At 66.5% G+C, this 24,907-nt stretch carries 17 protein-coding genes; 11 read left to right on the forward strand and 6 right to left on the reverse strand.

What is annotated here, in order from left to right:
• Window position 1: 1 nt before the first annotated feature.
• Genes LZC94_26415 through LZC94_26430 form a run of 4 tightly spaced genes read left to right on the forward strand, consistent with a single transcriptional unit; the run spans window position 2 to window position 5,580 of the window.
• On the forward strand, window positions 2-1,714 hold the full coding sequence (locus tag LZC94_26415; GenBank protein ID WXB11392.1) for a polyamine aminopropyltransferase: 1,713 nt from the start codon (window positions 2-4) through the stop codon (window positions 1,712-1,714).
• Window positions 1,705-3,453, forward strand: coding sequence for an NAD(P)/FAD-dependent oxidoreductase (locus LZC94_26420; GenBank protein WXB11393.1), 1,749 nt, complete (start codon window positions 1,705-1,707; stop codon window positions 3,451-3,453). The genes LZC94_26415 and LZC94_26420 overlap by 10 nt, the downstream gene beginning before the upstream one ends.
• 4 nt (window positions 3,454-3,457) lie before the next feature.
• Window positions 3,458-4,579 (forward strand): hypothetical protein, encoded by a 1,122-nt coding sequence (locus tag LZC94_26425; GenBank protein WXB11394.1) that lies wholly within the window; start codon window positions 3,458-3,460, stop codon window positions 4,577-4,579.
• Between the two features lie 26 nt (window positions 4,580-4,605).
• Window positions 4,606-5,580: an ADP-ribosylglycohydrolase family protein gene (locus LZC94_26430; protein WXB11395.1), complete on the forward strand. Its 975-nt coding sequence runs from the start codon at window positions 4,606-4,608 to the stop codon at window positions 5,578-5,580.
• Between the two features lie 142 nt (window positions 5,581-5,722).
• Here the strand turns inward: LZC94_26430 and LZC94_26435 are convergent, their stop codons facing one another.
• Complete coding sequence (locus LZC94_26435; GenBank protein WXB11396.1) at window positions 5,723-6,856, reverse strand: hypothetical protein; 1,134 nt, start codon at window positions 6,854-6,856, stop codon at window positions 5,723-5,725.
• 138 nt (window positions 6,857-6,994) lie between these two features.
• Between LZC94_26435 and LZC94_26440 the strand changes: the two genes are divergently transcribed.
• Genes LZC94_26440 through LZC94_26460 form a run of 5 tightly spaced genes read left to right on the forward strand, consistent with a single transcriptional unit; the run spans window position 6,995 to window position 11,136 of the window.
• The gene (locus LZC94_26440; protein WXB11397.1) at window positions 6,995-7,705 is read left to right on the forward strand and encodes a site-2 protease family protein; all 711 of its coding nucleotides are present in this window, start codon (window positions 6,995-6,997) and stop codon (window positions 7,703-7,705) included.
• Window positions 7,706-7,741: 36 nt separating this feature from the next.
• The gene (gene purE, locus LZC94_26445; protein WXB11398.1) at window positions 7,742-8,236 is read left to right on the forward strand and encodes a 5-(carboxyamino)imidazole ribonucleotide mutase; all 495 of its coding nucleotides are present in this window, start codon (window positions 7,742-7,744) and stop codon (window positions 8,234-8,236) included.
• Window positions 8,233-9,432, forward strand: a complete 1,200-nt coding sequence (locus tag LZC94_26450; GenBank protein ID WXB11399.1) for an ATP-grasp domain-containing protein — start codon at window positions 8,233-8,235, stop codon at window positions 9,430-9,432. The genes purE and LZC94_26450 overlap by 4 nt, the downstream gene beginning before the upstream one ends.
• A 34-nt stretch (window positions 9,433-9,466) precedes the next feature.
• Entirely contained in the window at window positions 9,467-10,108 is a 642-nt protein-coding gene (locus tag LZC94_26455) for a DUF47 family protein (protein ID WXB11400.1), read from the forward strand.
• Between the two features lie 5 nt (window positions 10,109-10,113).
• Window positions 10,114-11,136 carry an inorganic phosphate transporter gene (locus LZC94_26460; protein WXB11401.1) on the forward strand — a complete coding sequence of 341 codons (1,023 nt, stop codon included), beginning with the start codon at window positions 10,114-10,116 and terminating at the stop codon, window positions 11,134-11,136.
• 40 nt (window positions 11,137-11,176) lie between these two features.
• Here the strand turns inward: LZC94_26460 and LZC94_26465 are convergent, their stop codons facing one another.
• The 3 genes from LZC94_26465 to LZC94_26475 all read right to left on the reverse strand — a co-directional run bounded on the left by LZC94_26465 (window position 11,177) and on the right by LZC94_26475 (window position 16,585).
• A complete protein-coding gene (locus tag LZC94_26465) occupies window positions 11,177-12,484 on the reverse strand; it encodes a hypothetical protein (protein ID WXB11402.1) in 1,308 nt (435 codons plus the stop codon).
• 520 nt (window positions 12,485-13,004) lie between these two features.
• Window positions 13,005-14,171 (reverse strand): thiolase family protein, encoded by a 1,167-nt coding sequence (locus tag LZC94_26470; GenBank protein ID WXB11403.1) that lies wholly within the window; start codon window positions 14,169-14,171, stop codon window positions 13,005-13,007.
• Between the two features lie 38 nt (window positions 14,172-14,209).
• Entirely contained in the window at window positions 14,210-16,585 is a 2,376-nt protein-coding gene (locus LZC94_26475; GenBank protein ID WXB11404.1) for a 3-hydroxyacyl-CoA dehydrogenase/enoyl-CoA hydratase family protein, read from the reverse strand.
• 227 nt (window positions 16,586-16,812) lie between these two features.
• Between LZC94_26475 and LZC94_26480 the strand changes: the two genes are divergently transcribed.
• A complete protein-coding gene (locus LZC94_26480) occupies window positions 16,813-20,109 on the forward strand; it encodes a serine/threonine protein kinase (GenBank protein ID WXB11405.1) in 3,297 nt (1,098 codons plus the stop codon).
• Here the strand turns inward: LZC94_26480 and LZC94_26485 are convergent.
• Window positions 20,106-21,587 carry a hypothetical protein gene (locus tag LZC94_26485; protein WXB11406.1) on the reverse strand — a complete coding sequence of 494 codons (1,482 nt, stop codon included), beginning with the start codon at window positions 21,585-21,587 and terminating at the stop codon, window positions 20,106-20,108. The genes LZC94_26480 and LZC94_26485 overlap by 4 nt on opposite strands.
• Window positions 21,588-22,145: 558 nt before the next feature.
• Here LZC94_26485 and LZC94_26490 point away from each other — a divergent pair.
• Window positions 22,146-22,805: a LuxR C-terminal-related transcriptional regulator gene (locus LZC94_26490; GenBank protein ID WXB11407.1), complete on the forward strand. Its 660-nt coding sequence runs from the start codon at window positions 22,146-22,148 to the stop codon at window positions 22,803-22,805.
• Window positions 22,806-23,094: 289 nt separating this feature from the next.
• Here the strand turns inward: LZC94_26490 and LZC94_26495 are convergent, their stop codons facing one another.
• A complete protein-coding gene (locus LZC94_26495) occupies window positions 23,095-24,810 on the reverse strand; it encodes a protein kinase (protein ID WXB11408.1) in 1,716 nt (571 codons plus the stop codon).
• Window positions 24,811-24,907: the final 97 nt, after the last annotated feature.

The raw sequence follows: 24,907 nt of genomic DNA on the forward strand, positions 1-24,907 counted from the left end.
GATGAGTCTCCCCCGCCCCAATCCTCCCGCCGAGGGGGAGGGGGAGCCCGCGCTCCCCGACGTTTCTCCCGAGGGGGAGCCTGCGCTGCCAAACGTTTCCCCCAAGGGAGAGTCTGCGCTGCCGAACACTTCCTCCGGCGGGGAGGCCGCCCACCCCGACGTTTCCTCCGGCGACGAGCGAGACGAGCGAGACGAGGGAGACGGCGCGCCCAAGCCGTGGCTTTTGTTCGCCACGGTGCTGGTCATCGCCACCGCGGGCATCGTCTATGAGCTGGTGGCCGGGGCGGTGGCGTCGTATGTGCTGGGCGACTCGATCACGCAATTTTCCATCGTGATCGGGGTGTACCTCTCGGCCCTCGGCCTGGGCTCCTACCTGTCGCGCTTCATCGATACGCGGCTGGCGCGCGCGTTCGTCGAAGTGGAGTTCTCGACCGCGCTCGCCGGCGGAGCCTCTGCGCCCGTGTTGTTCTTGGCGTATGCGCACACCAAAGCGTTTCCGGTGGTGCTCTATGCCACGGTGACGGTGGTGGGCACCTTGGTGGGGCTCGAGCTCCCGCTGCTCATCCGCATTCTCCGCGAACGAGTGGTCATCAAGGAGCTCATCGCGCGCGCCCTCGCCTTCGATTACCTGGGCGCGCTGGTCGGCTCGCTCCTCTTTTCGCTGTTGTTGGTGCCCCGCCTGGGCCTGGTCCGCACCTCCCTCGCCTTTGGGCTGCTCAACGCCGTGGTGGGCATCGCCTCCACGTGGTTCGTCGGCAAGAGCGCGGAGATGCGCGGGGCGCGCGTGCGCGGGTTCATCGTGGCCGCCCTTTTGCTGGGCGCGTTCACCCAGGCGGAGCGGATCACCACCGCCGCCGAGGATCAGATTTATGCCGACGAGGTGATCTTCGCCAAACAGACCGCCTACCAGCGCATCGTGATGACCCGATCGCAGCACTCGTTCCAGCTCTTTCTCAACGGCAACCTGCAGTTTGCGTCGGCCGACGAGTACCGCTACCACGAGGCCCTCGTGCACCCCGCCTTTGCCGTGGCCGATCGCCGCGCCCATGTGCTCATCGCCGGCGGCGGCGACGGCCTCGCGGCGCGCGAGATCTTGCGCTACCCGGAGGTGGAGGACATCACCCTGGTCGACATCGATCCGGCGATGACCGAGATGGCCAGCACCGTGCGCTTGGTGCGCGAGCTCAATGGCGGAAGCCTGGTCGACCCCAAGATGAACATCGTGCACGAGGACGCGATGGTGTGGCTCTCGGAGGGCGCGGCCGACAAGCGCTTCGACGTCATCGTCGTGGACTTCCCCGATCCGAACAATTTTGCGCTCGGCAAGCTGTACACGACCCGGTTTTACCACTTGGTGCAGCGCCGCCTCGCGCCGGGCGGTGCGCTGGTGGTGCAGGCGACCTCGCCGCTTTTTGCGCGCATCTCGTTTTGGTGCATCGCCAAGACCATCGAGGCCGCGGGCTTCTCCGCCAAGCCGTACCACGCGGCCGTGCCCTCCTTTGGCGAGTGGGGGTTCGTCCTGGCCAAGCGCGAGGCCTTCGATGCGCCGCAAAGACCCCGGCTCGAAGGCCTCCGTTTTCTCGATGAGGCGTCGATGAAGGCGCTGTTCGTCTTGAACCCGGACATGGCCGAGGAGAAGAACGTCGAGGTCAATCGATTGAACAATCAGATCCTCGTTTCGTACTACGAACACGAGTGGCGCCGATGGAACTGAGGCGAAAGCTCTTCCCGTCCGCCGCGCGCGCCCCGCTCGTCTCGCGAAGGCAAATGCTGGAAGCGCTGCTCTCCGCGCCCATCGCCGCCGCCGCGTGCCGCCGCAAGAGCCTTCCGCCCTTCGCAGGATCCCTCCGCGGCCCCTCCATGGACGTGGGGCACAAGCTGCGCGAGGCGGCGCGGGCCGCGATCCCCGCGCACCAAAAGCGCACCCACGTGCACGTGGCCATCGTGGGCGCGGGGCCCAGCGGGCTCTCGGCGGCCTGGCGGCTGGAGCGGCTGGGGATCAAGGACTTCGTGGTGTTCGATCTGGAGGGGCGCCCCGGCGGCACATCGCAATACGGCGACGACGCCATCGTGCCGTATCCATGGGGAGCGCACTACGTGCCGATGCCCTCGGCCGAGAACCGCGCCATGGTCGAGCTCCTGCGCGAGCTGGGCGCCATCACCGGCATCGACGCGCGCGGCGCGCCCATCGCCGCCGAAGAGCAGCTGGTGCGCGCCCCCGAGGAGCGCGTCTTCTACCTCGATCGCTGGTACGAGGGCCTCTACCTTCGGGCGGGCGCGAGCGCCGACGATCTGGAGCAGTTTCACCGCTTCCAAGCCGAGATCGACCGCTTCGCCGATCTGCGCGATGGCTCGGGGCGCCGCGCGTTCGCGTTGCCCATGGCGCACGGGAGCACGGACGCCGATCTGACGGCGCTCGACCGCACCTCCATGGCCGAGTGGCTCGCGGCGCGCGGGTTTACGAGCCGGCGCTTGCGCTGGTGGGTCGACTACGCCTGCCGCGACGACTACGGCCTGCTCGCCTCCGAGACGAGCGCCTGGGCGGGCCTCTTCTATTATGCCGCGCGCACGCAAGGAAAAGGCGACGCGGCCGCGCCGCTCCTCTCGTGGCCGCACGGCAATGGCCGGCTGGTCGAGCACCTGGCCGCCGTGGCCGGCGACCGCGTGCGCGTGGGGCAGCTGGTGGCCGACATCGCGCCGCGCAGGGGGCCCGGCGCGTCCGGCACGCCCGGCGCGCCCGGGAAACCCGACGCATCCGGCGCGCCCGTCGACGACGGCGTCGATCTGAGCGTGCTCGATACGGCCTCCGGCGAGCTTCGCGGGTGGAGCGCCGACCACGTGATCTTCGCGGCGCCCAAGTTCACGGCCGCCCACGTGATCCGCCCCTGGCGCGAGCGCCCGCCCGAGCACCTCGCGAACCTCGACTACGGCGCCTGGATGGTCGCCAACCTTCACCTCAAAGGCCGCCCCGCGTCCCGCGGCTTCCCCATGGCGTGGGACAACGTCCTCTACGACTCGCCGTCGCTCGGCTATGTGGTGGCCACGCACCAGAAGCTCCGCGATCACGGCCCCACCGTGTGGACGTACTACTACCCCTTCACCTCCGCCGATCCCCGCGCCGACCGTGCGCGCTTGCTCGCGCTCGACCACGCCGCCGCCTGCGACGTCATCGTCTCGGATCTGTCGCGCGCCCACCGCGATCTCGCGAGCTACGTGGAGCGCATCGACGTCTTTCGCTGGGGGCACGCCATGGCCCGCCCGCGCGTGGGGCACGTGTGGACGGACGCCCGCGCGCGCCGCGCCGAGCCCTTGGGCCGCATTCGGTTCGCGCACTCGGATCTCTCCGGCATCGGCCTCTTCGAGGAGGCGCAGTACTGGGGCATTCACGCGGCGGAGGACATCGCAAAGAGCAGCGGCCGCACCTTCGCGAGCTTGCTCGAGCGAAGCGGGTAGCGCCGTGCTCCGGGTGACGCCTTGGATCTGGAGCCCGCGCCTCGACCTCCTGGCGTTCGGAGGAAGCGCGGCGCTCGCGCTCCTGGTCGTCGCGCTGATCCACGCCATGGGGCTCGCGCGCACCGAGCTCCCCGAGTGGTCGTACCTGGCGTTCGTGCTGGCCATCGACGTGGCCCACGTCTGGGCGACCTTGTTTCGAACGTATTTCGACCGCGAAGAGCTGGCGCGCCGCAAGGCGCTCTATGTCGGGCTCCCCATCGCCGGCTACCTCGTCTTCGCGGCGCTCCACGGCTACTCGCCGCTCGCGTTCTGGCGCGCGCTCGCCTACCTCGCCGTCTTTCACTTCGTGCGCCAACAAGCGGGCTGGGTGCGCATCTACCACCACCGCGCGCGCCTCGGGCAATCGGACGCGCGAGGCGCACGAAGCACACGAGACACACGAGACCGGAGCTGGGACGAAGGGCTCGACTTCGCCGTCATCTACGCCGCCACCTTGGTGCCCCTCCTCGTCTGGCACGCCAACCTCCCACGCTCCTTCAACTGGTTCGTGCCGAACGACTTCGCCCCCGCCGCATGGCTGCGCGGTTTTCTTCCGGCCATCGAGGCCGCGTACCTCGCGCTCCTCGGCGCCTTCGTGCTTCGCACCGGTTGGAAGCTCCTCGCACGATCCGAGATCGCGCTCGGTAAGCTCGTCGTCGTAACCACAACCGCTGCGTGCTGGTGGGTCGGGATCTGTACCACCGACAGCGACTTGGACTTCACGGCCACCAACGTCATCATCCATGGGGTACCGTACATGGTGCTCCTCTGGCGTTATGCGGAAGCACGTCGCAACGAGCGCCCAGGCGCGCTGGGATCGCGTATCGTGGGGACGGGCCTCGCGGCGTTCTTGGCGACGCTCCTCGCGTTCGCTTTCACCGAGGAGATGCTCTGGGACCGTTTGGTCTGGCACGATCGCCCCTGGCTTTTCGGAGGAACGGAGGACGAGCCGCCGCTCGGCGCGATGGCGCGCGCCTTGGTGGTGCCGCTCCTCGCGCTGCCGCAGATCACGCACTACGCGATGGATGCCGTCCTCTGGCGCCGCAAAGATCGAACGCCGGCCCTCGCTGTTAGCTTGCTCGAATGAGCATTCACATGTTGTAAGCTCCGTTCATGGCGCGAACCCGCAGCGAGCTACCGTCCGATCATGCCGCGCGCATGAAGCGCGCGACGACGTCGCTCGATGGCCTCTCCGTGGGCGACGCATTCGGCGAGAAGTTCGCCATCGACCCCGATCTCGCGCGCTCGCGCATCCTCGTGCGCGCGGTCCCCCGCCCCACCTGGGACACGACCGACGACACGGAGCTCGGCTTCGCCATCGTGCAGGTGCTCGACCGCTACGGCCGCATCGACCCCAGCGCCCTGGCCGACGCCTTCGCCGACCGGTATCAGGCGGATCCCGCACGCGGCTACGACAAAACGGTGCACGCCACCTTGCGCGCCATCAGCGAGGGCATGCCCTGGCACGCCGCCCCGCGCGAGCTCGAAGGCGGCATGGGCTCCATGAGCAACGGCGCCGCCGCCCGCGTGGGCCCCATCGGCGCCTACTTCGCCGACGATCTCGAGGCGGTGGTCCGCGAAGCGCGCGCTTCCGCGCAGATCACCCACGCGCACCCGGAGGGCCAAGCCGGCGCCATCGCGGTCGCCGTGGCCGCCGCCGCCGCGTGGCGCATGCGCAAAGCACCGAGCCGCGCGGCCTTGTTCGACACCGTCTCCAGCCACGTCCCCGACGGCGAAACGGCGCGGGCCATCGCGGAGGCCGCGAAGCTCCCCCCCAACGCCTCCATCGACTTTGCGGCGCGCAAGCTGGGCAACGGCTCCCGAAAGCTGGCCGCCGACACGGTCCCCTTCGCCCTCTTCTGCGCCGCGCGCCACCTCGACGACTACGCCGAGGCCCTCTGGTCCACCGTCAGCGCCCTGGGCGATCGCGCCACCAACTGCGCCATCGTCGGTTCGATCGTCGCGTCGGGCGCCCCGCCGATCCCCTCGCCCTGGCTCCTCTCCCGCGAACCGCTCGGCGACCGCGTACCGGACAGCTACCACATGACCCTGGCCACCGGCCGCAGCACCCCCCCGACGAACGATTAGTCGTTCGAGGCGCCTGCACGCCCTGCGGCATCGACGATTTGCCATCGCCGCCCGCTCGCATGGAACGATCTCCCGATAAGGCCATCATCCTCGTGCGGGAGGGCGTCTCCCCACGAGGACTCGAACGACGGCAAGCTACGGCTCATGAAATCGTCTTTTGATACACGCGATACTTCTTGTAAGGCGTCGCCCCCATCGCCTTGATACCCACGTTGATCGGACCGTCGTCTTCGCGGGTCCACGAGAGCTCGCCCCATTTGTAGCCCTTGGCGATGCCGCGCTTCGCGACCTCGACGTACATGGCGGCGGAGAGCCCTCCGTACTTCTTCACGTGACGGTATTCGCTCCGGATGCCCAGCATCATCAGCCGGGTCGAGACCGGGTGCTTCACCTTCAAGCGCCAGAGGAGCTTCGCGAACCCGAGCGGCAGCAGCTTGCCGTTCAAATCGGCGATGGCCTCGTTCAAGTTCGGCAGCATGATGCACATGCCGGCCGCGCGACCGTCGATCTCGGCCATGAAGGCCAGATCTTCGTCGATGATCAATTTGAGATCCTTGGCCACCTTCGCCACCTCGTCGGGCAGCGCGGGCACCACGCCCCACTTCCCCGACCAGGCGTCGTTGTAGATCTCCTGGACGTTCTTGATCTCCTCCTCCATCCGGCGCGTGTCGACCGAGCGAAGACGCACCTCGGGCATGGCCTTCACCTGCTCCCAGGCGCGCAAGACGCGCGCGGGGAACTCGCCGGCCGTGTATTTCCAGGCGATGAGGTCCTTCTCTTTTTCGAGCCCCGCCACCTCACAGAGGCGCGATTGCCACCGGCGCGAGTGGCTCATCATGAGCACCGGCGGCGAGTCGAACCCCTCGATGAGGACGCCCACCTCTTCGTTGACATAGAGCGAGAACGGACCGCGCATGCGCTTCATCCCGCGACGGCGGAGCCAATTGGTGGCCGCGTCGATCAGCGCGATGGCGGCCTCGTCGTCGTTCAGGGTGTCGAAGAAGCCAAAGAAACCCGTGTCGTCCTTCCACACACGCAGGTGCTCGCGATCAATCTGAGCCGAACACCGCCCCACCAGCTGCGAACCGCGCCAGGCGGTAAAGAGCGTCACCTCCGCGCGGCGGAAGAAGGGGTTCTTCTTGGGGTGCAGCCGCTCACGAAGCTCGAAGTGAAGCGGGGCAATCCAGTGCGGATCATCCCGGAACACCTCGTGTCCAGCTTGGATGAAGGGCCGAATGTTTTCCCCCGGCTTGTGTTCCCGAATCGTGATCTTCAAGCAGGCCTCCGGCGAGCAGAAATGAACGCCCTGACAAACACGGCTCCGGCTTTGCCGCAGCGTGGTCAAGTACTTAGGGTATAGGGTAGGTCTGCGTCGTTACCATGCTGACGTCGGGCCTGGTAAGAGGTTCCACTCATGCTCACGTTCGCGCTCGGTTCGATCCCCATCCGGGTTCATCTGTCGTTCTGGATCACGGCCGCCATGCTCGGCGTGTCCGGCAATCCAAAGCCGGCGGATCTCGCGCTCTGGGTGGCCGGTGTCTTCGTCTCGGTGCTCTTGCATGAGCTCGGGCACGCGCTGATGGGAAAGGTCTTCGACCTCGCTCCTCAGATTGAGCTTTATGCGTTTGGCGGAGGGACGTCGTGGCAAGGTGGCAACGAACTGTCCTCGGGACCACGAATCCTAGTCAGCCTCGCGGGGCCGTTGGCCGGTCTCGCCCTGGCCGGTGTCCTCTACTTCACCGCGCTCTCCTTGGCCGATGGGGACGGCATGTCGCCCGTGGTCGACCGGTTCGTGAACAACATGCTCTGGATCAACCTGGTGTGGAGCATCTTCAACTTGCTCCCCATCCTCCCGCTGGACGGCGGCAATGTGATGGCGCACACCCTGGCCGCCTTCACCGATGGCGGCGGACGCCGCGCCGCGCACGTCATTTCCATCGTGGTTGCGGCCGCCATCGCGCTCTACATGTTCGTTCGAGGCGGCTTGGGCAACATCTTCCCCATCGTCTTCCTCGCGCTCTTCGCCGTTCAGAACGCGAAGGCCCTGGGCGCCATCCGGGATGCCGGCCGCCCCGGCGCCCCATCCCATCGGCCCGGCAATCGAGGTGACTTCCCGGCCGGCTAGGCAAACATGGTGAATTGATTTACTAGTCTCGGCGCTATGGAAAAACCGCTGGTCGGCATCATCATGGGGAGCGACTCGGATTGGGAGACCATGAAGTCGGCCGCCGAGTTGCTGAAGGCCCATGCGATCCCGTACGAGGTCGCCGTGGTGAGCGCGCACCGCACTCCCGAGCGCATGGTCGACTATGCCAAGGCGGCACAAGGACGCGGGCTCAAGATCATCATCGCCGGAGCCGGCGGCGCCGCGCACCTTCCGGGCATGGTCTCGGCGCTCACCCCCCTGCCGGTGCTGGGGGTTCCGGTGCAGTCCAAGGCGCTCAGCGGATTGGATAGCCTTTTGTCCATCGTGCAGATGCCACCGGGCATCCCCACCGCCACCTTTGCCATCGGCGCGGGCGGCGCCACCAACGCCGCCGCCTTTGCCATGCGCATTTTGGCGCTCGACGATCCCCGGGTCCGCGATGGGCTCGAACGCTACCGACAGGAAAATGAAGCGCGCGCCCTGGATGGCCACGCGAAAATACAGCCATGAAACGAATCGGAGTTCTCGGAGGGGGTCAGCTCGGCACCATGCTCGCGGGTGCCATCCACGATCTCGGCGCCGAAGCCTGCATCTACGAGCCCGACGCGGCCGCGCCCGCGTGCGCCCGCTTTCGTGAGGTGGTCAACGCCCCCTGGACGGACGCGCCGGCGCTCGAGCGCTTCTTCTCCTCGTGCGACGCCGTCACCTACGAGATGGAGCACATCGACACGACCGCCTTGAAGTCCCTCCGGTCGCCCACGCCGCTCTGGCCCAATGTGCACGTGCTCGAGGTGGCGCAGGACCGCATTCGCGAGAAGACCTTCCTCGAGCACGCGCACCTGCCGCACGTGGCCTTCACCGCGGTGACCGGGCGCGACGAGCTTTTGCGCAGCGCCGCGTCGTTTGGATATCCCTTCATCATCAAGACGGTGCGCGGGGGTTACGACGGCAAGGGACAAGCCTTCGTGGCCAGCGCCGAGGAGCTCGGCCCCATCGTGGAGAGCTTGGCGCCCGATGGCACGTACCTGCTGGAGGAGGCCATCGATCTGGCGCTCGAGGCCAGCGTGATCGTCGGCCGCTCGCCGCGCGGCGAGGAGGTGGTCTTTCCCGTCTTCGAAAATGTTCACGCGGAGCACATTCTCGATCTGACGATCGTCCCCGCGCGCATCCCGCCCGAGCTCGCGGAGCGGCTCCAGGCGATCGCGCTGGAGGCCGCGCGCGCCCTCGACGTGCACGGCCTGCTCACCACGGAATTTTTCCTGTCCCGGACCCAAGGTCCAGAGGTGCCCACCCGGCCGGGCCGCGTGGCCTCGCGGAGCGTGGCGGCATTTGGATATCACGTCTATGTCAATGAGTTTGCGCCGCGCCCGCACAACTCGGGACACGTGACGCGCAATGCTTGCACTGCGAGCCAGTACGATGTACTTGCACGCATTCTCTTGGGCGTGCCGGTGAACTCTCCGGAGCTGGTAGGCCCTGGCGTGTTTTGTATGGGAAATCTGCTCGGCGATATTTGGCTGGCGCAAGGTCGCGTCGATCTCGACCTATCGTGCTTACGCGAGTTTCCCGAGGTGATCGACGTGGTCCTGTACGGCAAGCGCAATGCGCAAGCCCGGCGAAAAATGGGGCATTTCGTCACGCAAGCCCCGGACGCCGACCGAGCCATCCGCTCTGCCAAAGCCTTCCGGCAGAAGCTTCTCACTTGACTCGAAGGCACCGTTCCGGGTCGACTCACGCGCCATGAGCCTCCAGTCGCTAGTTCGATGGCTCCTCCCCCGTGAGGATCATTTTTACGATTTTCTCGAACGCCAGGCCGCGGTGGCCCACGAGGCCGCAATGGCCCTCGCCGAGTTCCACAAGCCCGACTCGACGGTCGCCAGCGTGCGCGCGAGCGTGCAGGACTTCGAGCACACGGGCGACAAGATCGTGCACGAAATGGAAGAGGCGCTCGCCAAGACCTTCGTCACCCCCATCGACCGCGAAGATCTGCAGCGCTTGTCCTCGCAGCTCGACACGGTGACCGACATGGCCAACGCGGCCGCCCGCACATGCGATCTGTTCGGCGTACCGCGCCCGACCGAGCCGATGATCGGCCTCATCGACAAGCTGACCGAGTGTACGAGGGTGCTGACGCGGGCGGTGCCCATGCTGCGAAAACACCAATACAAAGAGCTGCTCGAGGAGTGCCGTACATTGCGCGCCATCGAGAAGGAGGCCGATGCGATCTACCGCGAGGCCATCAGCCAGCTCTTTCACGACGACAATGTCGACGCGAAGAAGCTGCTTCGTGAAATGACCGTGCTCGAGGACCTCGAAAAAGGGGTCGACTATTGCGAGTACGTATCGGAAACCTTGACGAACCTCGCGGTCAAACAGAGCTGATTCGGATGCTCAGCCTCCTCATCGCCGTCGTCATCACGGCCGTGGTGTTCGACTTCATCAACGGCTTTCACGACGCCGCCAACGCCATCGCCACCGTGGTCTCGACCGGGGTGCTCCCGATCCGCACGGCCGTGTTCATCGCGGGCATCTTCAACTTCATCGGCGCCGTCACCGGCACGGCGGTGGCGAAGACCATCGCCTCCGGCTTCGCCGATCCCCAGATCGTGTCCCAGACCGTGGTGCTCGCCGCCCTCGTGGGCGCCATCGTCTGGAACTTGATCACCTGGTGGTACGGGATCCCTTCGAGCTCGTCCCACGCCTTGGTCGGGGGTCTGGCGGGCGCGGTGACCGCCCACGCCGGGCTGGGCGCGTTTCGGTGGCTGGCGCTGGTGGAGAAGGTGATGATCCCGCTGGTGGTCTCCCCCACCCTGGGCTTTCTCATCGCCTTCTTCGTGATGATCGGGCTCCTCTGGCTGGTCCGGCGCATGCGGCCGGATTTCGTGCACAAAAGCTCGCGCCGGCTGCAGCTCGTGTCGGCCTGCTTGATGGCGCTCTCGCACGGCTCGAACGACGCGCAAAAGTCGATGGGGATCATCACCTTGGCGCTGCTCTCGTTCATGGCGACCGGCTCGCATCCCGGGGTGCCGCCGTGGGCGCTGCCGCATCACGCGAACGAGGTCCCGTATTGGGTCATCGTCGTGTGCGCGGCCGCCATTGCGCTCGGCACGATGGCGGGCGGCAAGAAGATCATCAAGACGATGGGGACGAAGATCATCCGCATTTCGCCCCTTCAAGGCTTCGCGGCGGAGACCAGCGGCGCGCTCACCATCCTCACCGCGAGCCACCTGGGTGTGCCCGTCTCCACCACCCACTGCATCAACGCGTGCATCATGGGCGTGGGCGCCAGCCGCCGCGTGAGCGCGGTGCGCTGGGGCGTGGCGGGGAACATCGTGATCGCGTGGGTGCTCACCTTGCCGCTGAGCGCGGCCATTTCGTTCGGGACGATGCTGCTGATCAACGCGTTCTGATCCGCGCCGCCCACGTTCTACATTTCGCTCGGACCGAACGTCATGTCTCGACGATGACCGGGCGGCGTTTGCCAGAGGCCGATGCCGGGATTTCGTCGACCAGGTGGAGCGCGATGGGCACGCCGCGCACGGTGCGGCGCAGGCTCTCCATGATGAAGCGCCGCGAGCCATCGTCGAAGTTGGGCGACGGTACGATGCGCAAGGTGATGGAGCGATCCTTGTGCTGTACGGCTTGATACTGCCGGACGGCGCGCGCCAGCGGCAGCATGAGCACCGGGAAGAGCATGCCGTGCACTTGCCCGCCGAAGCCGTCGATCAAGGTGTCGGCCTTGCGCCCCTCCACCGACTTGAGCCGGGGGAGCACGCGGCCGCATTTGCATTGCTCGTCGGGCATGACCTTGGCGAGATCGCCGTTGGCGTAGCGGATGAGCGGCGCGCCGAAGTTGTGCAGATCGGTGACCACCACCTCGCCCGTCTCACCCGGCTGGGCGGGCCGCTTTCGCCCGTCGGCCTCGGTGACCAGCACCTCGAGCAAGATGTTCTCGACGCTGATGTGCAAGCCATCGTGCGCGTCGCACTCCATGGCGAGCAGCATGGTCTCGCGCCCGCCGTACGAGTCGTAGACGCTGGGCCCGAAGGCATTTTCGATTTCGACCCGGTCGTGCGGATAGAGCTGCTCGGCCGTACAAATGACGGGGATGGTGTCCCAATCGCGCGACTGCGTGGCGTTGACATAGCGCGCGAGGTTTCCGCCCGCCTGCGAGTAGGCGATGATCACCGTGGGCTTGAAGCGGCGGATGGTCTCCACCGTGCGCGCCAGGTTGGCCTCGTCTTGCGCGACGCAGTCGACATAGCGCTCGCGGCGCATCATGCGGTCGACTTGAATCTTCGCCCACTTGGGGAACGGCGGCCTCATTTGCGGCGGCCCCCAGTAGTGCATGACCCGATCGCCCGGGCGGAAATGCGCCCAGCCGTAGCCTCGCCATTTGACGCCCTGGCGCCAGTGCTCACTCTCCTCGTCGTAGGCGATGGTGATGGGCGTTCCGGTGCTGCCGCTGGTCGTCTTTTGAATGGTGGCGAACGGGGGCGCGGTGCTCTTGCGCTCGGCGAGGGACTCTCGCACCTCCGCGCGCGTCAAAAGCGGCAAGCGCCGTATGTCGTCGGGACAGCGGATGTCGCTCGGAGCAACGCCCGCATCGGAAAAGGTGCGCCGGTAATAAGGAACATTATCGTGCGCGTGCCACAAGAGTCGCGATAGCGAGGCCATCTGCCGGCGATTCAAATCTTCGCGCGGAAGCCACTGCGTCCGCTCGAGATAATGCATGCGCGCGAGCGTAGGCCGCCCCATCAGCGCCTCCCATGCGGGAAAGAGCGCGTGTCTGTACACCGAACCGTACGGGTCAAGGGACATCATGGATGATGCGGGAGGGACGAATGCCTCCCCCCTTCGATGCAGGATCGAAGCTCGGTAGCGCGTTTACTCATGGTCGGGGGCGCTGAATTTTATGGCTCGCTCACGAAGGCGCTCGCCCCCTCATTGCATTGGATGCGGCATGCTTCATTTGCGTTGTCGCGAATTGCTACGCAACTATCGATTACCGCTACTTTGGTGATGCAATTTGCTACAGGGGTGTCGCGAACGTCGCCAATCTCGCAAATGTCGCGATCGTCGCAAAAGCGAGGCGTCGCCGGCCATTTGGCGCTCGTCGGCCATTTCGCGGCTTGGTCGGTCATTCAGGCCGCCTGTTCATCTGCGCGAGCCCATTCGCCGCCATTAAAAGAGGACGGGCCCGCTCACAGCGAGGTGAACGGGCCCGTGTCGGGGCTGCTACGGCCGCAGCGCGGCCGCATTTTTGGCGCTACCGGATTTAGCCGGCCGCCTCGAGCAACGCGGCGGCGCCCATGCCACCGCCGATGCACATGGTGACGACCGCGTATTTTCCACCGCGGCGCTTCAATTCGTACAGCGCGGAGGCGGTCAGCTTGGCGCCGGTGCAGCCGAGCGGGTGCCCGAGCGCGATGGCGCCGCCATTCACATTGAGCTTCTCGTCGGGGATGCCGAGCGTGCGCTGCACATACACGGATTGGCTGGCGAACGCCTCGTTGACCTCGAAAAGGTCGATGTCTTTCACGGACTTGCCCGTTTTTTGAAAGAGCTTCTGCACGGCGGGGACGGGGCCGATGCCCATGATGGCGGGATCCACCCCCACCGTCACATAGGCGCGGAAATAGCCGAGCCCCTTGATCCCGAGCTGATCGGCCTTGGCCTTGCTCAACACCAGCGCCGCCGCCGCGCCATCCGAGAGCGGCGAGCTATTTCCCGGGGTGACCGAGCCCTTGGTGCTGAACGACGGTTTGAGCTGCGCCAGCCCCTCGGCCGTGGTGTCCGGTCGAATGAGCTCGTCCTGGCGGAAGTCGAAGGTGACGCGGTCGTTGCCGTCGTAGCGGATGCCGCGCACGGTCACGATTTCGTCCTCGAACTTCTTCGCCTCGCGCGCCGCCGCCGCCTTTTGGTGGCTCTTCAGCGCGAACGCATCTTGGTCGGCGCGCGCCACGTTGAAGCGCGTGGCCACGTTCTCGGCCGTGATGCCCATCGGCGTATAGGCGGTGGGGAACTTCTCCATCACCTCGGCCGACGCGCTCAGTTTGTTGCCGGTCATGGGGACCATGCTCATCGACTCCACACCGCCCGCGACGACGATGTCGTTCGACCCGATGGCAATCGCGCCCGCCGCGAGCGCAATGGCCTGCAGCCCGCTCGAGCAGAATCGATTGATGGTCATCGCCGCCGAGTCTTGCGACAACCCGCCGAGCAGCCCCGCGAGCCGCGCGATGTTGAGCCCTTGCTCGCCCTCGGGCATGGCGCAGCCGAGCACCAGATCCTCCACGTCCTCGGGCTTCACCTGCGGCACGCGGGCGAGAAGACCGCGGATCACGTCGCCCGCGAGCTCGTCCGGCCTCTTTTGAACCAGCGAGCCCTTGTGCGCGCGCCCCACCGCCGAACGAACTGCTTCTGCAATGACGATATCAGCCATGTGTGACCTCACTTGAAATCATATCGGTGGTGGGCCGCTTAGTTGCGCAGCGGCTTGTTGTTCATGAGCATGTACTGCATGCGCTCTTGGCTCTTGGGCTCGCCGCAGAGGCTCAAGAACGCCTCCGCCTCGAGCTCGAGCATCTCGGCCTCCGTCACCTCGCGCGACGCGCCGCCCGCACCTCCGCAGAGAACCACGGCGAGCTTGCGCGCGATCTTCGCGTCGTGCTCGCTGGCGTAGCCGCCGGCCACCAAGGTGTCGATCATCATGTTCAAGGTGGCGATGCCGCTCTCGCCCGGCAACGTGTACGCACGCGGCACCGGCGGATGGTACCCGGCCTGGGCCATGCCGATGGCGCGGGCCTTGGCCTCCGTGAGCTGCCGCGCCCGATCGAACGAGACGCCGTCCGTCCGGCGGAAGTAGCCGAACGCCTTGCCCTCGTCGGCGCTGGTGGCGACCTTGGCGAGCGCGATGTTCTTGAAGGTCTGGGTCACGAACTCCTGGGTCACCACGGTGGTTCCCTCGGGGACCGACTCGAGCGCGCGCCAGAGCATGTTCATCGTCCCGGCGCCGCCCGGGATGAGCCCGACCCCCACCTCGACCAGCCCCGAGTACGTCTCGGCGGCCGCTTGCACGGCGTCGCTCCCGAAGCAAAGCTCCAGACCGCCGCCCAAGGTCATGCCGTACGGCGCAACGACCACCGGCACGTGCGCGTACTTCAGCCTTTGCGTGGCCGCCTGGTAGCCCCGCACCAAGGTGCCGATCTGGCCCCACTCCTTCTGGCTCGCCGCCATCACCACCAAGAGCAGGTTCGCGCCCACGCAGAAGAACTCGCCCTGGTTGGCGATGACCATCGCGCGGAAATCGCTCTCGGCCTTCTCCGCCGCCTGCGACAGCATGCCGATGACGTCGGGATCGATGCTGTTGGCCTTCGTCTTGAACGTGAGCCCGAGCACCCCGTCGCCGAGATCCCAAGCCTCGCAGCCGTCGTTCTTGAGCACCGGCGCCTCACCGCGGCGCAGGATGGTCAAGGTGGCGTTGCGCGGATCGACCTCGCGCTTCACGTAGGCGCCCTTGATCAGATCGTAGACGGAGCCATCGTCCTTGTAGAAGCCGGTCGCCCCGCTCGCGCGCATCTTCTTGATGGACTCGGGGAGCGCCACGCCCTCCTTCTCCATGCGATCGGTGGTCTCCGCGAAGCCGAGCGCGTCCCACGTCTCGAAGGGCCCGAGCTCCCAGTTGTAGCCCCAGCGCATCGCATCATCGACGGCGACCACGCTGTCGGCGATCTCGCCGATGCGCCGCGCCGAGTAGGCGAGCGAGCGCGAAAGCACCTTCCACGCGAACGCGCCGGCCTTGCCCGGATCCTTTACGATGGCGCGCACGCGCTCCTTCGGATCCTCGATCTTCGACACGGTCTTGGTCACGCCCTTGATGCCGGCGTCGCCGCCCTTGGCGCGGTACTCGAGGGTGCTCGGGTCGAGGGTCTCCACCTCTTTGGCCGCGTTCTTTCGGTAGAACCCGCCCTTGGACTTGTCGCCGAGGTACTTCTTCTCGACCATGCCGCGGATGAACGAGGGGACCTCGAAGACCGCGCGATCCTCGTCGCCGGTGAGCGAGTCGTAACAGTTTTGCGCCACGTGCACGAACGTATCGAGGCCGACCAAGTCCGCCGTTCGGAAGCTCGCGCTCTTGGGGTGCGCCAGCGGGGCGCCGGTGATGGCGTCGACGTCCTCGGGCGAGAGTCCGTCTTGGAGCATCTGGTGGATGACCGACATCATGGCGTGCACGCCGATGCGGTTGCCGACGAAGTTCGGCGTGTCCTTGCCGAAGACGATGCCCTTGCCCAGCGCGTCCTCCCCGAACCGGCGAATGCGCTCCACGGTCTTCGGATCGGTGTCGGGCCCGGCCACCAGCTCGAGGAGCTTCATGTAGCGAACCGGGTTGAAGAAGTGCATCACGAGAAAATTCTTCTTGAACCCCTCGGAGCGCCCTTCCATCATGTCGTGGATCCGAAGGCCCGAGGTGTTCGACGCCACCACCGCGTGGGCGGGCAGAATTTTCTCGAGCTTGGCGAACAGCGCCTGCTTGATGTCGAGCCGCTCGATGACCGCTTCGACCACCAGGTCGTAGTCTTTCAGCTTCTCGAGATCGTCCTCGGTGTTCCCGACGGAGACCAGCCGCGCGTTGGACTTATGGAAGAACGCGGCGGGGCGCGACTTGATGGCCTTCTCCAGCCCACCGGCCGCGAAGCGGTTGCGTGCCCGCTTGTCCTTTTTCTCCGCGTCCGTGAGGTTGGGCGGGACGATATCCAAAAGGAGTACTTCGAGTCCCGCGTTGGCGAAGTGCGCGGCAATGCCGCTCCCCATCACACCTGCGCCGATGACGGCTGTACGTCGGATCGCCTTGCTCATGACATGCCTTTCGAACTTGAGATGCCCTTGAGATGACGCAATTTCCCATGGTTGCGCAAGCTGAATGTGCATTCATTCAGTTTTGGCTCGGCCCCGTCCGGTCCCCTCTTGCGAACGGATGACGTTGGCTCTGGTGCGTACGATCCATGTATATAGGGAGCTGGGTGTGATGCCAGACGCGACCATGGGGGGCTTCCCAACGTCGGCCACACCTTCCCCGTTCCAAGATGTCGCTCGGTCTGCAGAGAGGTTCCCTTTTCGCGGGACGCTACCGCATCGTCCGCCGTCTCGGCTCCGGGGCGATGGGGAGCGTCTACGAGGTGGTGCATCTTCAAACCGAGCGCCCGTGCGCGCTCAAGATCATGCACGCCCACATCGTCGAGCGCGAAGAGATGCGCGAGCGCTTCAAGATGGAGGCCAAGGTCGCGGCGCGCGTGGGGAGCGAATACATCGTCGACGTGCTCGACGCGGGGGTGGACGAGACCTCGGGCATCCCGTTCTTCGTGATGGAGCGGCTGCGGGGTGAAGATCTGAGCCGGCGGCTGAAACGGGTCGGCCGGCTCGGGCCCGCGGAGGCGGTGCGGTACCTGCACCAAGTGTCGATCGCGCTGGACCGCACGCATCAGGCGTCGATCGTGCACCGCGATCTGAAGCCGGCGAACCTGTTTCTGACCGACGGAGCGGACGGCCAGGTGCGGGTGAAGGTGCTGGACTTTGGCGTCGCCAAGTTCATCACCGAGGCCACGGGCGGGGCGACGACGGCCATCGCGGGAACACCGCTGTACATGTCCCCCGAGCAGTGCCGCGGCGGCAAAGTGACGGCGGCGGCCGATGTGTATGCGCTGGGGATGATCGCGTACACCTTGCTGGTCGGGGATGCCTACTTCGCGGAGGAGTTTGCACATACAAGCAACTTGGTGGCCTTTGCGCTCGCGACCGTGAAAGGACCGGTCGAGCGGGCCAGTGTGCGCGCCTCGGCGCGCGGCGTGACCTTGCCGGACACCTTCGACGCATGGTTTGCGTTGGTCACCAGTGTGGATCCGGAGCGGCGGTTTGCGAGCGCGGGCGTGGCCGTTCGGGCGCTCGCGGTGGCGCTCGGGGAACCTCCGTTGCCGGAGGCATCGCCCTCGTTGCCGGCGCAGAGGGCCGCGGCGGCCGTCCCGCGGGTGGGCGGCGCAGGGCTCCTCGGCGATGCGGTGCCCGACTCGCGCGGCGATCCGACCTTGGTGGCGGAGGATGGGGCGGACTGGATGGCGCCGACGGCGACGGCGAGTGTGTTGCCCAGCGGCGGGTCGGGGGGCGCGGGCGGCACCGGAAGCGCGGCGGACGCAAGCCTCGCGGGGGACATGAGCGCCGCGGACGTGAGCGATGCGGCGCGGCGGTCGCAGTTGTCGGCGGGGCCGCATGTGACGGATGCGCCGAGCGTGCCGCGGCGGACGACGACCACCGTCAGCGTGCGCGGGCGGCGGCGGTGGGCGTGGGCCGTGGGTGCGTTCGTGGCGGCGGGCGGGGTGACCGCGGGGGTGGCGTTGGGGTTGCGGCGGGAGGAGCCCGCGCCGGTGGTGGTGTCACCGCTGGAGGAGCCCGCGTCGGTGCTGGCGTGCCCCATCTTCGAGGCGTCGGGCGTCCCGGAGCCGAGTGGGTGGCTGGGTGCGGCGGCGGCGGCCACCGTGTGCGAGCGGGCGCGCGTGATTTTGGGCGGGAGCGCGGCGCGGACCTTGGTGCCGGCGGAGCTCTTGGCGTTGCCGGCACAGCCGGTGGATCACTTTCCGGAAGATCCGTTTGGGCAGGCGGATGCGCGGGCGAAGTCGCTCGATGCCGCGAAGCGACGGGCGGCGGCGTACGTGGATGGGCATGTGACGAAGGAGCGCGATGGTTTCAAGACCACCCTCGCCTTGCGTCGCGCCAATGGGGAGGAAATCGGGCACGCCGACGGTCAGGGCCGCGCGCTCTACGAGGCCGTGCGGCAAGCGATGGATCGACTGGTCTCCCCCGATCGCCTTCCGAAATCGAAGGCGCTCGATCCCACCCTCGCGGAGTGGTCGCGCGCGCGGAGCGTCGATGGCGCGCTCGCGTTGCTCGATGTCACCATGTCGATGTGGCACAACGCCGGTAGCGTCGCCGACGAGTGCGCGAGCCTGGCCGCGCGGGGCGGCGAAATTGGCGAGATGATGCCCATCGAGCAATGGGTCTGCGCCTACACTTTGGGCCTGGCTGCGCCCTCCTTGCCGCTGCCTCCCCTGGACGCATCCGCCACCCCCGGCGCGCTCGCGGCACGCGCGCGGATCCAGCACATCGCCCTGAGCGTCTACGATCAAAGCCTCATTTCCCGGCTCCACGAGCACTTCGAGAAAGAGCGAAGCTCGCTCGGGCGCTCGGTGCTCGCCGCGACCTTGTCCTGCGTCATGCAGGCGTCCGATCCAACGCGGGCCTCGGATCTCGCGCGCATCGCCGTCCACGCCGATCCGAAGAACCCGCTGGCCGAGTTCTGCGCACCGTGGGGACAACTTTTGTCGACCACGACGGACACCGCCAGCATCGGCAATGTCGTCGATGCCCGACAGGCGTGGGTCCCATGGGACGGCAATGCGTGGCTGGAGACGGCCCTTCGAGGGGGCGATCCGAAACGTGCGACCGTCTACGCGCGACGGGCTTACGTGCTCTCGCCCTTCGACGCCTACGTCGCGGGCGTCCTCGCCGACAAGCTCCTTCGTCAAGGTGCGCGCGAAGAGGTTCGGAGCATGGCCATCACCATGGGCGTGAGCGCATTTCCCGTGCACAAGGTGGAGAGCGATCTGCTCCTGGTCCGGGTCGACGCCAGCGAAGCGCGTTTCGGAGCTGCCCTCAAGCGCGCCATGAGCACGATGAACCTCGGCCCCGACGACGCGGGGTGGGTGCGCGTGCAACGGTTCGAGGTGGCGTGGCGTGCCCTCGAGATCGGCAATGTCTTGGGTCGTGCTTCGGAGATCGCCGATCTCATCGTCGAGCGCTTCTTGGATCCCGAGCCGTCGCCGCTCGATGGGAACAACTTTACCGTGGCGCTCCGCATTCCCGCGATATGCGTTCGCGCGTCCGAGCCCGTATCCAAGCGATGCTTCGTCCGATTTCGCGCGCTGCGGAGCCGTCTCACGGGTGGGATCCTCCAAGGGACGGACGCGTTCACGGACGGCGCCGAGAGCTACGCGAATGGGGACTTCCGCAACGCGGCGCGAATTTGGAAGCCGCTGCTCCGCGAGCCAGGGCTCCTCACGACCGTGCTGTCGGACGCCATGGAGACGGTCTTCGAGCGCTCGGGCGAGCAGGAGCTCGTGCAACGCTTGGAGTCCGCCTCGACGTCGTCGGGCGCAGGTGAATACAACGGCGCCGTTCCGGGCGACGTACGCGCGGCGCGGCGGGCCGTGAAACATCGAGATACCGAGCGTGCCCGCCAACTCGCGCAAAAGGTGATCGGGGCATGGTCGGTCGCCGACGAGACGGTGCCCGCCGTGTCCGAGATGCGAAAGCTCGTCGCGAGCCTCCGCTAACGGACGCCGTTGGGTTTTCTCGCGAACAAGCACCCCGCGCTCACGTGGGAGAGATCACACGGATCATTGAGATAGACGGTGAGCGGCTGCCGCCAGATCCCCGAGGCCTCGTGGCACGTGTCATACGAAGGTCCGTTGCCCGCCGTTCGCGTGTCGCAGCGGCCCGTGGGTGGCGGCGGGTAGCAGGGCTTCGGCTTGTTCGGGAAACACTGGAAGCTCGCGTTGGGATCTCCGCAGAGCCGATCGGCCAGCTGGTTTTCGGCCGTGTTCGATACCTCGCTGAAGCACGCGTGCATCGCCCCATAGAGCACCGCGGTTCGCGACTGCTCCCGGCTATTTTTGCTGGAGAACAGGTCGCCGTAGAACGCCGCCTCTTCGTAGGTGAAGATCTCTCGCTCGGTGGCCGGATAGTGGAAGGGGGCGACGGGCGCGCTGCCCTCCACGTTATCGACCAAGCTGCTCGGATCCAACTCGGGGACTCCGTTCTCTTTGGCGAACTGCGACGCCATCATCAGGCTGAAATATCCGGTCTTGATCCCGGACACCGTGGGCCCGTTGCCCGGACATACGAACGACACCGTCGCGCCGTTCTTGTTGGCGCAGGTCGCGTCGCCGTCCTGAAGCCAGGCGTGGTACGGGGCATCGGGATCGATCGGCTCGTTGCTCTGGCACCCGTAGATACCGGCGCAAGCTCGCAGCATGACGGGCGCGCCGCTCGCGCAGTGGCTGGCGGGCGTGGACATGGTCACCTTGGTGCCCGCGATGCAGCGCCCGACGTGCAGCGGGTGCCAGCCGCAGCCCCGCTTCGATCCGTCGTCCGAATAGGGCTCCTTACAGGCTTCGAAGCTCGGGATCGGCTTGCCGTTGTTCTCGATGTCCGGATTCGAAGGATCGATCTTTCGGTACTGGGTGTCGACGCGCACCTTGTCGCGGAGCGCCACGTTGTACGTAACGCCGTCCCCGCGCATCGAGATGGGGACCCGCTTGCCCAAGGCATTGGTTCGAGCCAAGACGCACGACGAGACGACCTCGCGGCACGCTGCCGTGGCGTTGCCCTTCCAGCCCGAGCAGACGCCATGCTTTCCGCGCCATGCGAGGGGCGGTGTTCCATCGTGGGGGTCGTACACGATCCCATCGCCCGCCGGCAGCGCGCACGAGACGACATAGGCCATGAGGGTCTGCGTCTCGGGGGTCTTCAGCGCGGCCGCGATCTCGGGATCCGCGTCGCCAAAAGCTTGAATGTCGCCCAGGGCGCCCGAGGAGAGTCGTTCGCGAAGCTTTGCGTTCTTCTTGAAAGGGAGCGGCTGCAGAACACTCGCCGGCATACCATTGTGCGTGTCGCTATCGTCGGGCAACGCGCTCGCGATTTCACCCGTTGCCTCCGTCAGAGCGTCTGGCGTCTCCGAGGAAGCCCCGCACGCCACCATGACCATTGCAGACGAAACACCGAGGCCAAACGCGAAATATAGCCGTCCCATAAAAGAACCTCCCTTTTTCAGTACGTCGCAGCCTTCGCTGACGAGAAACCCAAGCTTCGTCAACCCCACTCGTTCCGGCTCGGGCAACGGACAGGCCCCTTCCCCCCAAGTACGAGCATCCAACGAAGCGCCAACGCCAACGCCAACACATAGAGCAAAGGGCACGCCACCGGCGTCCCTCATTCAGACGACACCCCCTCGAGTAGACAATCTCCGGAATTGCTGCTTGTTCGCGTGTTCCTGAAAGATAACACAATGCGCAACGACTGTTGAGCTTGTGTTGCACCCTGTTGCACCCCAAAAATGCCGGCGTTTTTGGATTTGCGGGAGCGGCTCCCCCAAATGCGCACCCAGGCCCCCCTGCAACAGGGTGCAACAGTGCAACACCTGGAACACTCCGAGCGCGCGTGCCTCCCGTGCTCAAAGGCGCGGCGGATACCGACTCATCGTCATGGCACTGCGCGTGCACACGAATCCGCCTGCATTTGCGTCGGTTCGCCCCACCATGGAGATTTTTGGACCATGCAGTCGGATATCCGGCGAGAGATCGTTCTCGCCATGAGACAGGCCGTACGGGCCCCCATTGCCTTTTGCTTCACCGCAACTGCGGATCATCCTGGCGATGCCGTTGGCGGCATGCTCGCCGTCGACGATGATTTCGCCGAGCTCCCGAGTCAGTGCCTCCAGGCCTTGGCGGACGAATTTCGATTCCCCATTGCCTTCTCCTTTACTTCCTCGCACTACTGCATCCCCGTGATGACGCTCTCGCAGTCATCGACCTTCGCGGACACCGCGCACCCGCTGATCCCGTCGAACGGCAACGCCTTGCTCGTCTACTTGCGCGTGGAGGACACCCTCTACGGAATGGCCGGCGTCGCCCGCCGCCATGGAGCCCCCGACTTCGACGACGAAGCCATCGGGCACCTCGAGCAAATCGGACCGCTCCTCTCCTCTTTGACGATGCACTACACGCACGTCCTGCACCTTCAGCGCAAACACCCCGTCGCGCGCAACGTCCCCACGTTGCTCTCCGAGCGCGAGCAGCAAGTCGCCCGCCTGCTCGCAGAGGGCTACAGCTGTGTGAACACGGCCGCCGTGCTCAACCTGAGCGAAAACACCGTTCGCACCTATGTCCGCCGTCTCTATCGCAAACTCGACGTCACCAACCGCGTCGATCTCGTCCAGCGGCTCATCGCCACCGTCGCCGCGGCGGGTTAACCCATTCGCGCCGCACGATCCGAGCGATCCGCGATCGCGGCTCGGCAGGCGGCAATTCGATCGAGCGAGCTGGGACACGATCCCCATCCACGAGACGCCATCGAATCGACGTTGCACATCACGTCGAGCCGACGAAGCGTCCGCTCGAGCTTCGGGCGAATCGCGATGCAAGCATCGTCTCGCGGCGCCTTTTTCGCGACGCCACGATCAAGAAAGTGGCGCGCGCACGAAGTGGCCCGGGCGCGCGAAAGGACCTGGCCTGGGCGTCCAGGTCAGGTCCCCACGTCGCTCACTTCCACGGATCGGTCGAATCGAACGACGGCTTCTTTCGCTTCGACCACGGATCGTCGCCTTTGGCTTTGCCGTCGGAGCCATTGGACGGCGCGGCGGCGGCCGGTGCGCTCGGAGGTGCCGGCGGCGGCGCGGCGCTCGCGGCGGCGGCGGCGCCTTTGTCGCGATCGCGCCTCGAGGGCGGAGACCACGAGCTTTGTCGCTCCAGCACCAGCTCGACGCCGGCGGCTTCGGACGAGAAGTCCACGCGCACCGACTTGGGGGCAAACCCTTGCGCCTCGGCGCGTACGCGGTGGCTCGCGCCGTCGCGGACGAATTTGCCGACGAAGGGGTTTTCGTCGACCTCGATGCCATCGACGGAGATTTTGGCGCCCGGCGGGGTCGCGCGAACGGTGAGCTCCGTCAAGGTGGATGCGGGTGCGGCGGCTGCAGGTACGGCGATCGCCGTGGCCGTCGGGGCGCTCGGGCTGCCGAGGGATGCGGAGCTGTCGCCCGAGACGGCGGTGGCGCTTTGGGCGGGCGCGGCGCCGGCGTGGCTCCAGGGGCGCCACGCAAAGAGAACGGCCACCGTCGCGGCCACCGCGAGTCCGCCCACGATCACGTGCGAGCGGTACGAGGGGCGCGGCGCGATGGTGGGCGCCACCTGAAACGATGGCTGCGACGCCATCGACAGGGAGGACGACGACCGTGAGAACGACGAAGACATGTGCGCGCCCACTTGCGACGTCGACCCTCGGTCCGGAGGGACATCGCGAAACGCGGGGGGCAAGAGGGAGCGGAGCATCGGAATTTCGGGGGCCGAGTCATTGGCGGCCACGCGCATCCGCTCTTCGATGGCGGTGCGCGTTGCCTGGCGCTCTTGCCCGAAATGCTTGTGCACCAGCGCGCCCAGATCGCGGGCGGTGGAGTGGGCCTTCTCGGCGGCGAGGAAGTCCTCGATGACGGCGCGCAGCTCGTCGGCGGTTTGGTAGCGGTTCGCTGGATCGGTGGCCAGCGCCTTCATCACCATCTCGTCGAGCACCTCGGGGATGCTCGCATCGATCTCGCGCGGGCGCGGTACGCGCGACTCGACCACGCGCCGGTAGACTTCGATCTCGTTGACGTCGCGGCCCCAGAGCCGGCGCTTGGTCACCGCTTGCCAGAGCATCACGCCGGCGGCGAAGACGTCGGTGCGGCGGTCGACTTTTTGACCCAAGAACTGCTCCGGGGCCATGTACGTGAATTTGCCCTTGAGCACCCCCGTGCGCGTCTCCGAACGGGAGCCGGCGACCTTGGCGATGCCGAAGTCGAGGACCTTCACCTCCCCCTCGTAGCCGACCAAAATGTTGTGCGGCGAGACGTCGCGGTGGACGATCTCGAGGGGGTTGCCGTTGAAGTCTTTGAGCTCGTGCGCCGTGTGGAGACCGGCGAGGGCCTCGGCGATGATCTTCAAGTGCAGGCGCAGCGGCACGTCGCCTTTGCAGCTGCGGAAGATGCGCTCGAGGGTCTGCCCGTCGACGTACTCCATGGCCATGAAGTAGGCGTCGCCGTCGCGGCCGATCTCGTGGATCTGCACCACGTTGGGGTGGTTGATGCGCGCCGACACGCGAGCCTCGTTGAGGAACATCGCGATCTGCTCGGGCTCGCGCGCGAGCTCGGGGCGCAATTGTTTGATGACTTGGAGTTTGTTGAAGCCTGCCGGACCTTGCACCACCGCCAGGTAGATGACTGCCATCCCCCCGCGGCCCAATTCGAGGATTGGGCGATACTTTCCGGCGATCGGCTGTTCGCTTTCGGCTACGCTCGTCACGCTTCATAAAAGCTACGCGCAG

The sequence above is a fragment of the Sorangiineae bacterium MSr11954 genome (assembly GCA_037157815.1).
In the GTDB taxonomy this organism is placed as follows: Bacteria; Myxococcota_A; Polyangia; order Polyangiales; family Polyangiaceae; genus Pendulispora; species Pendulispora albinea.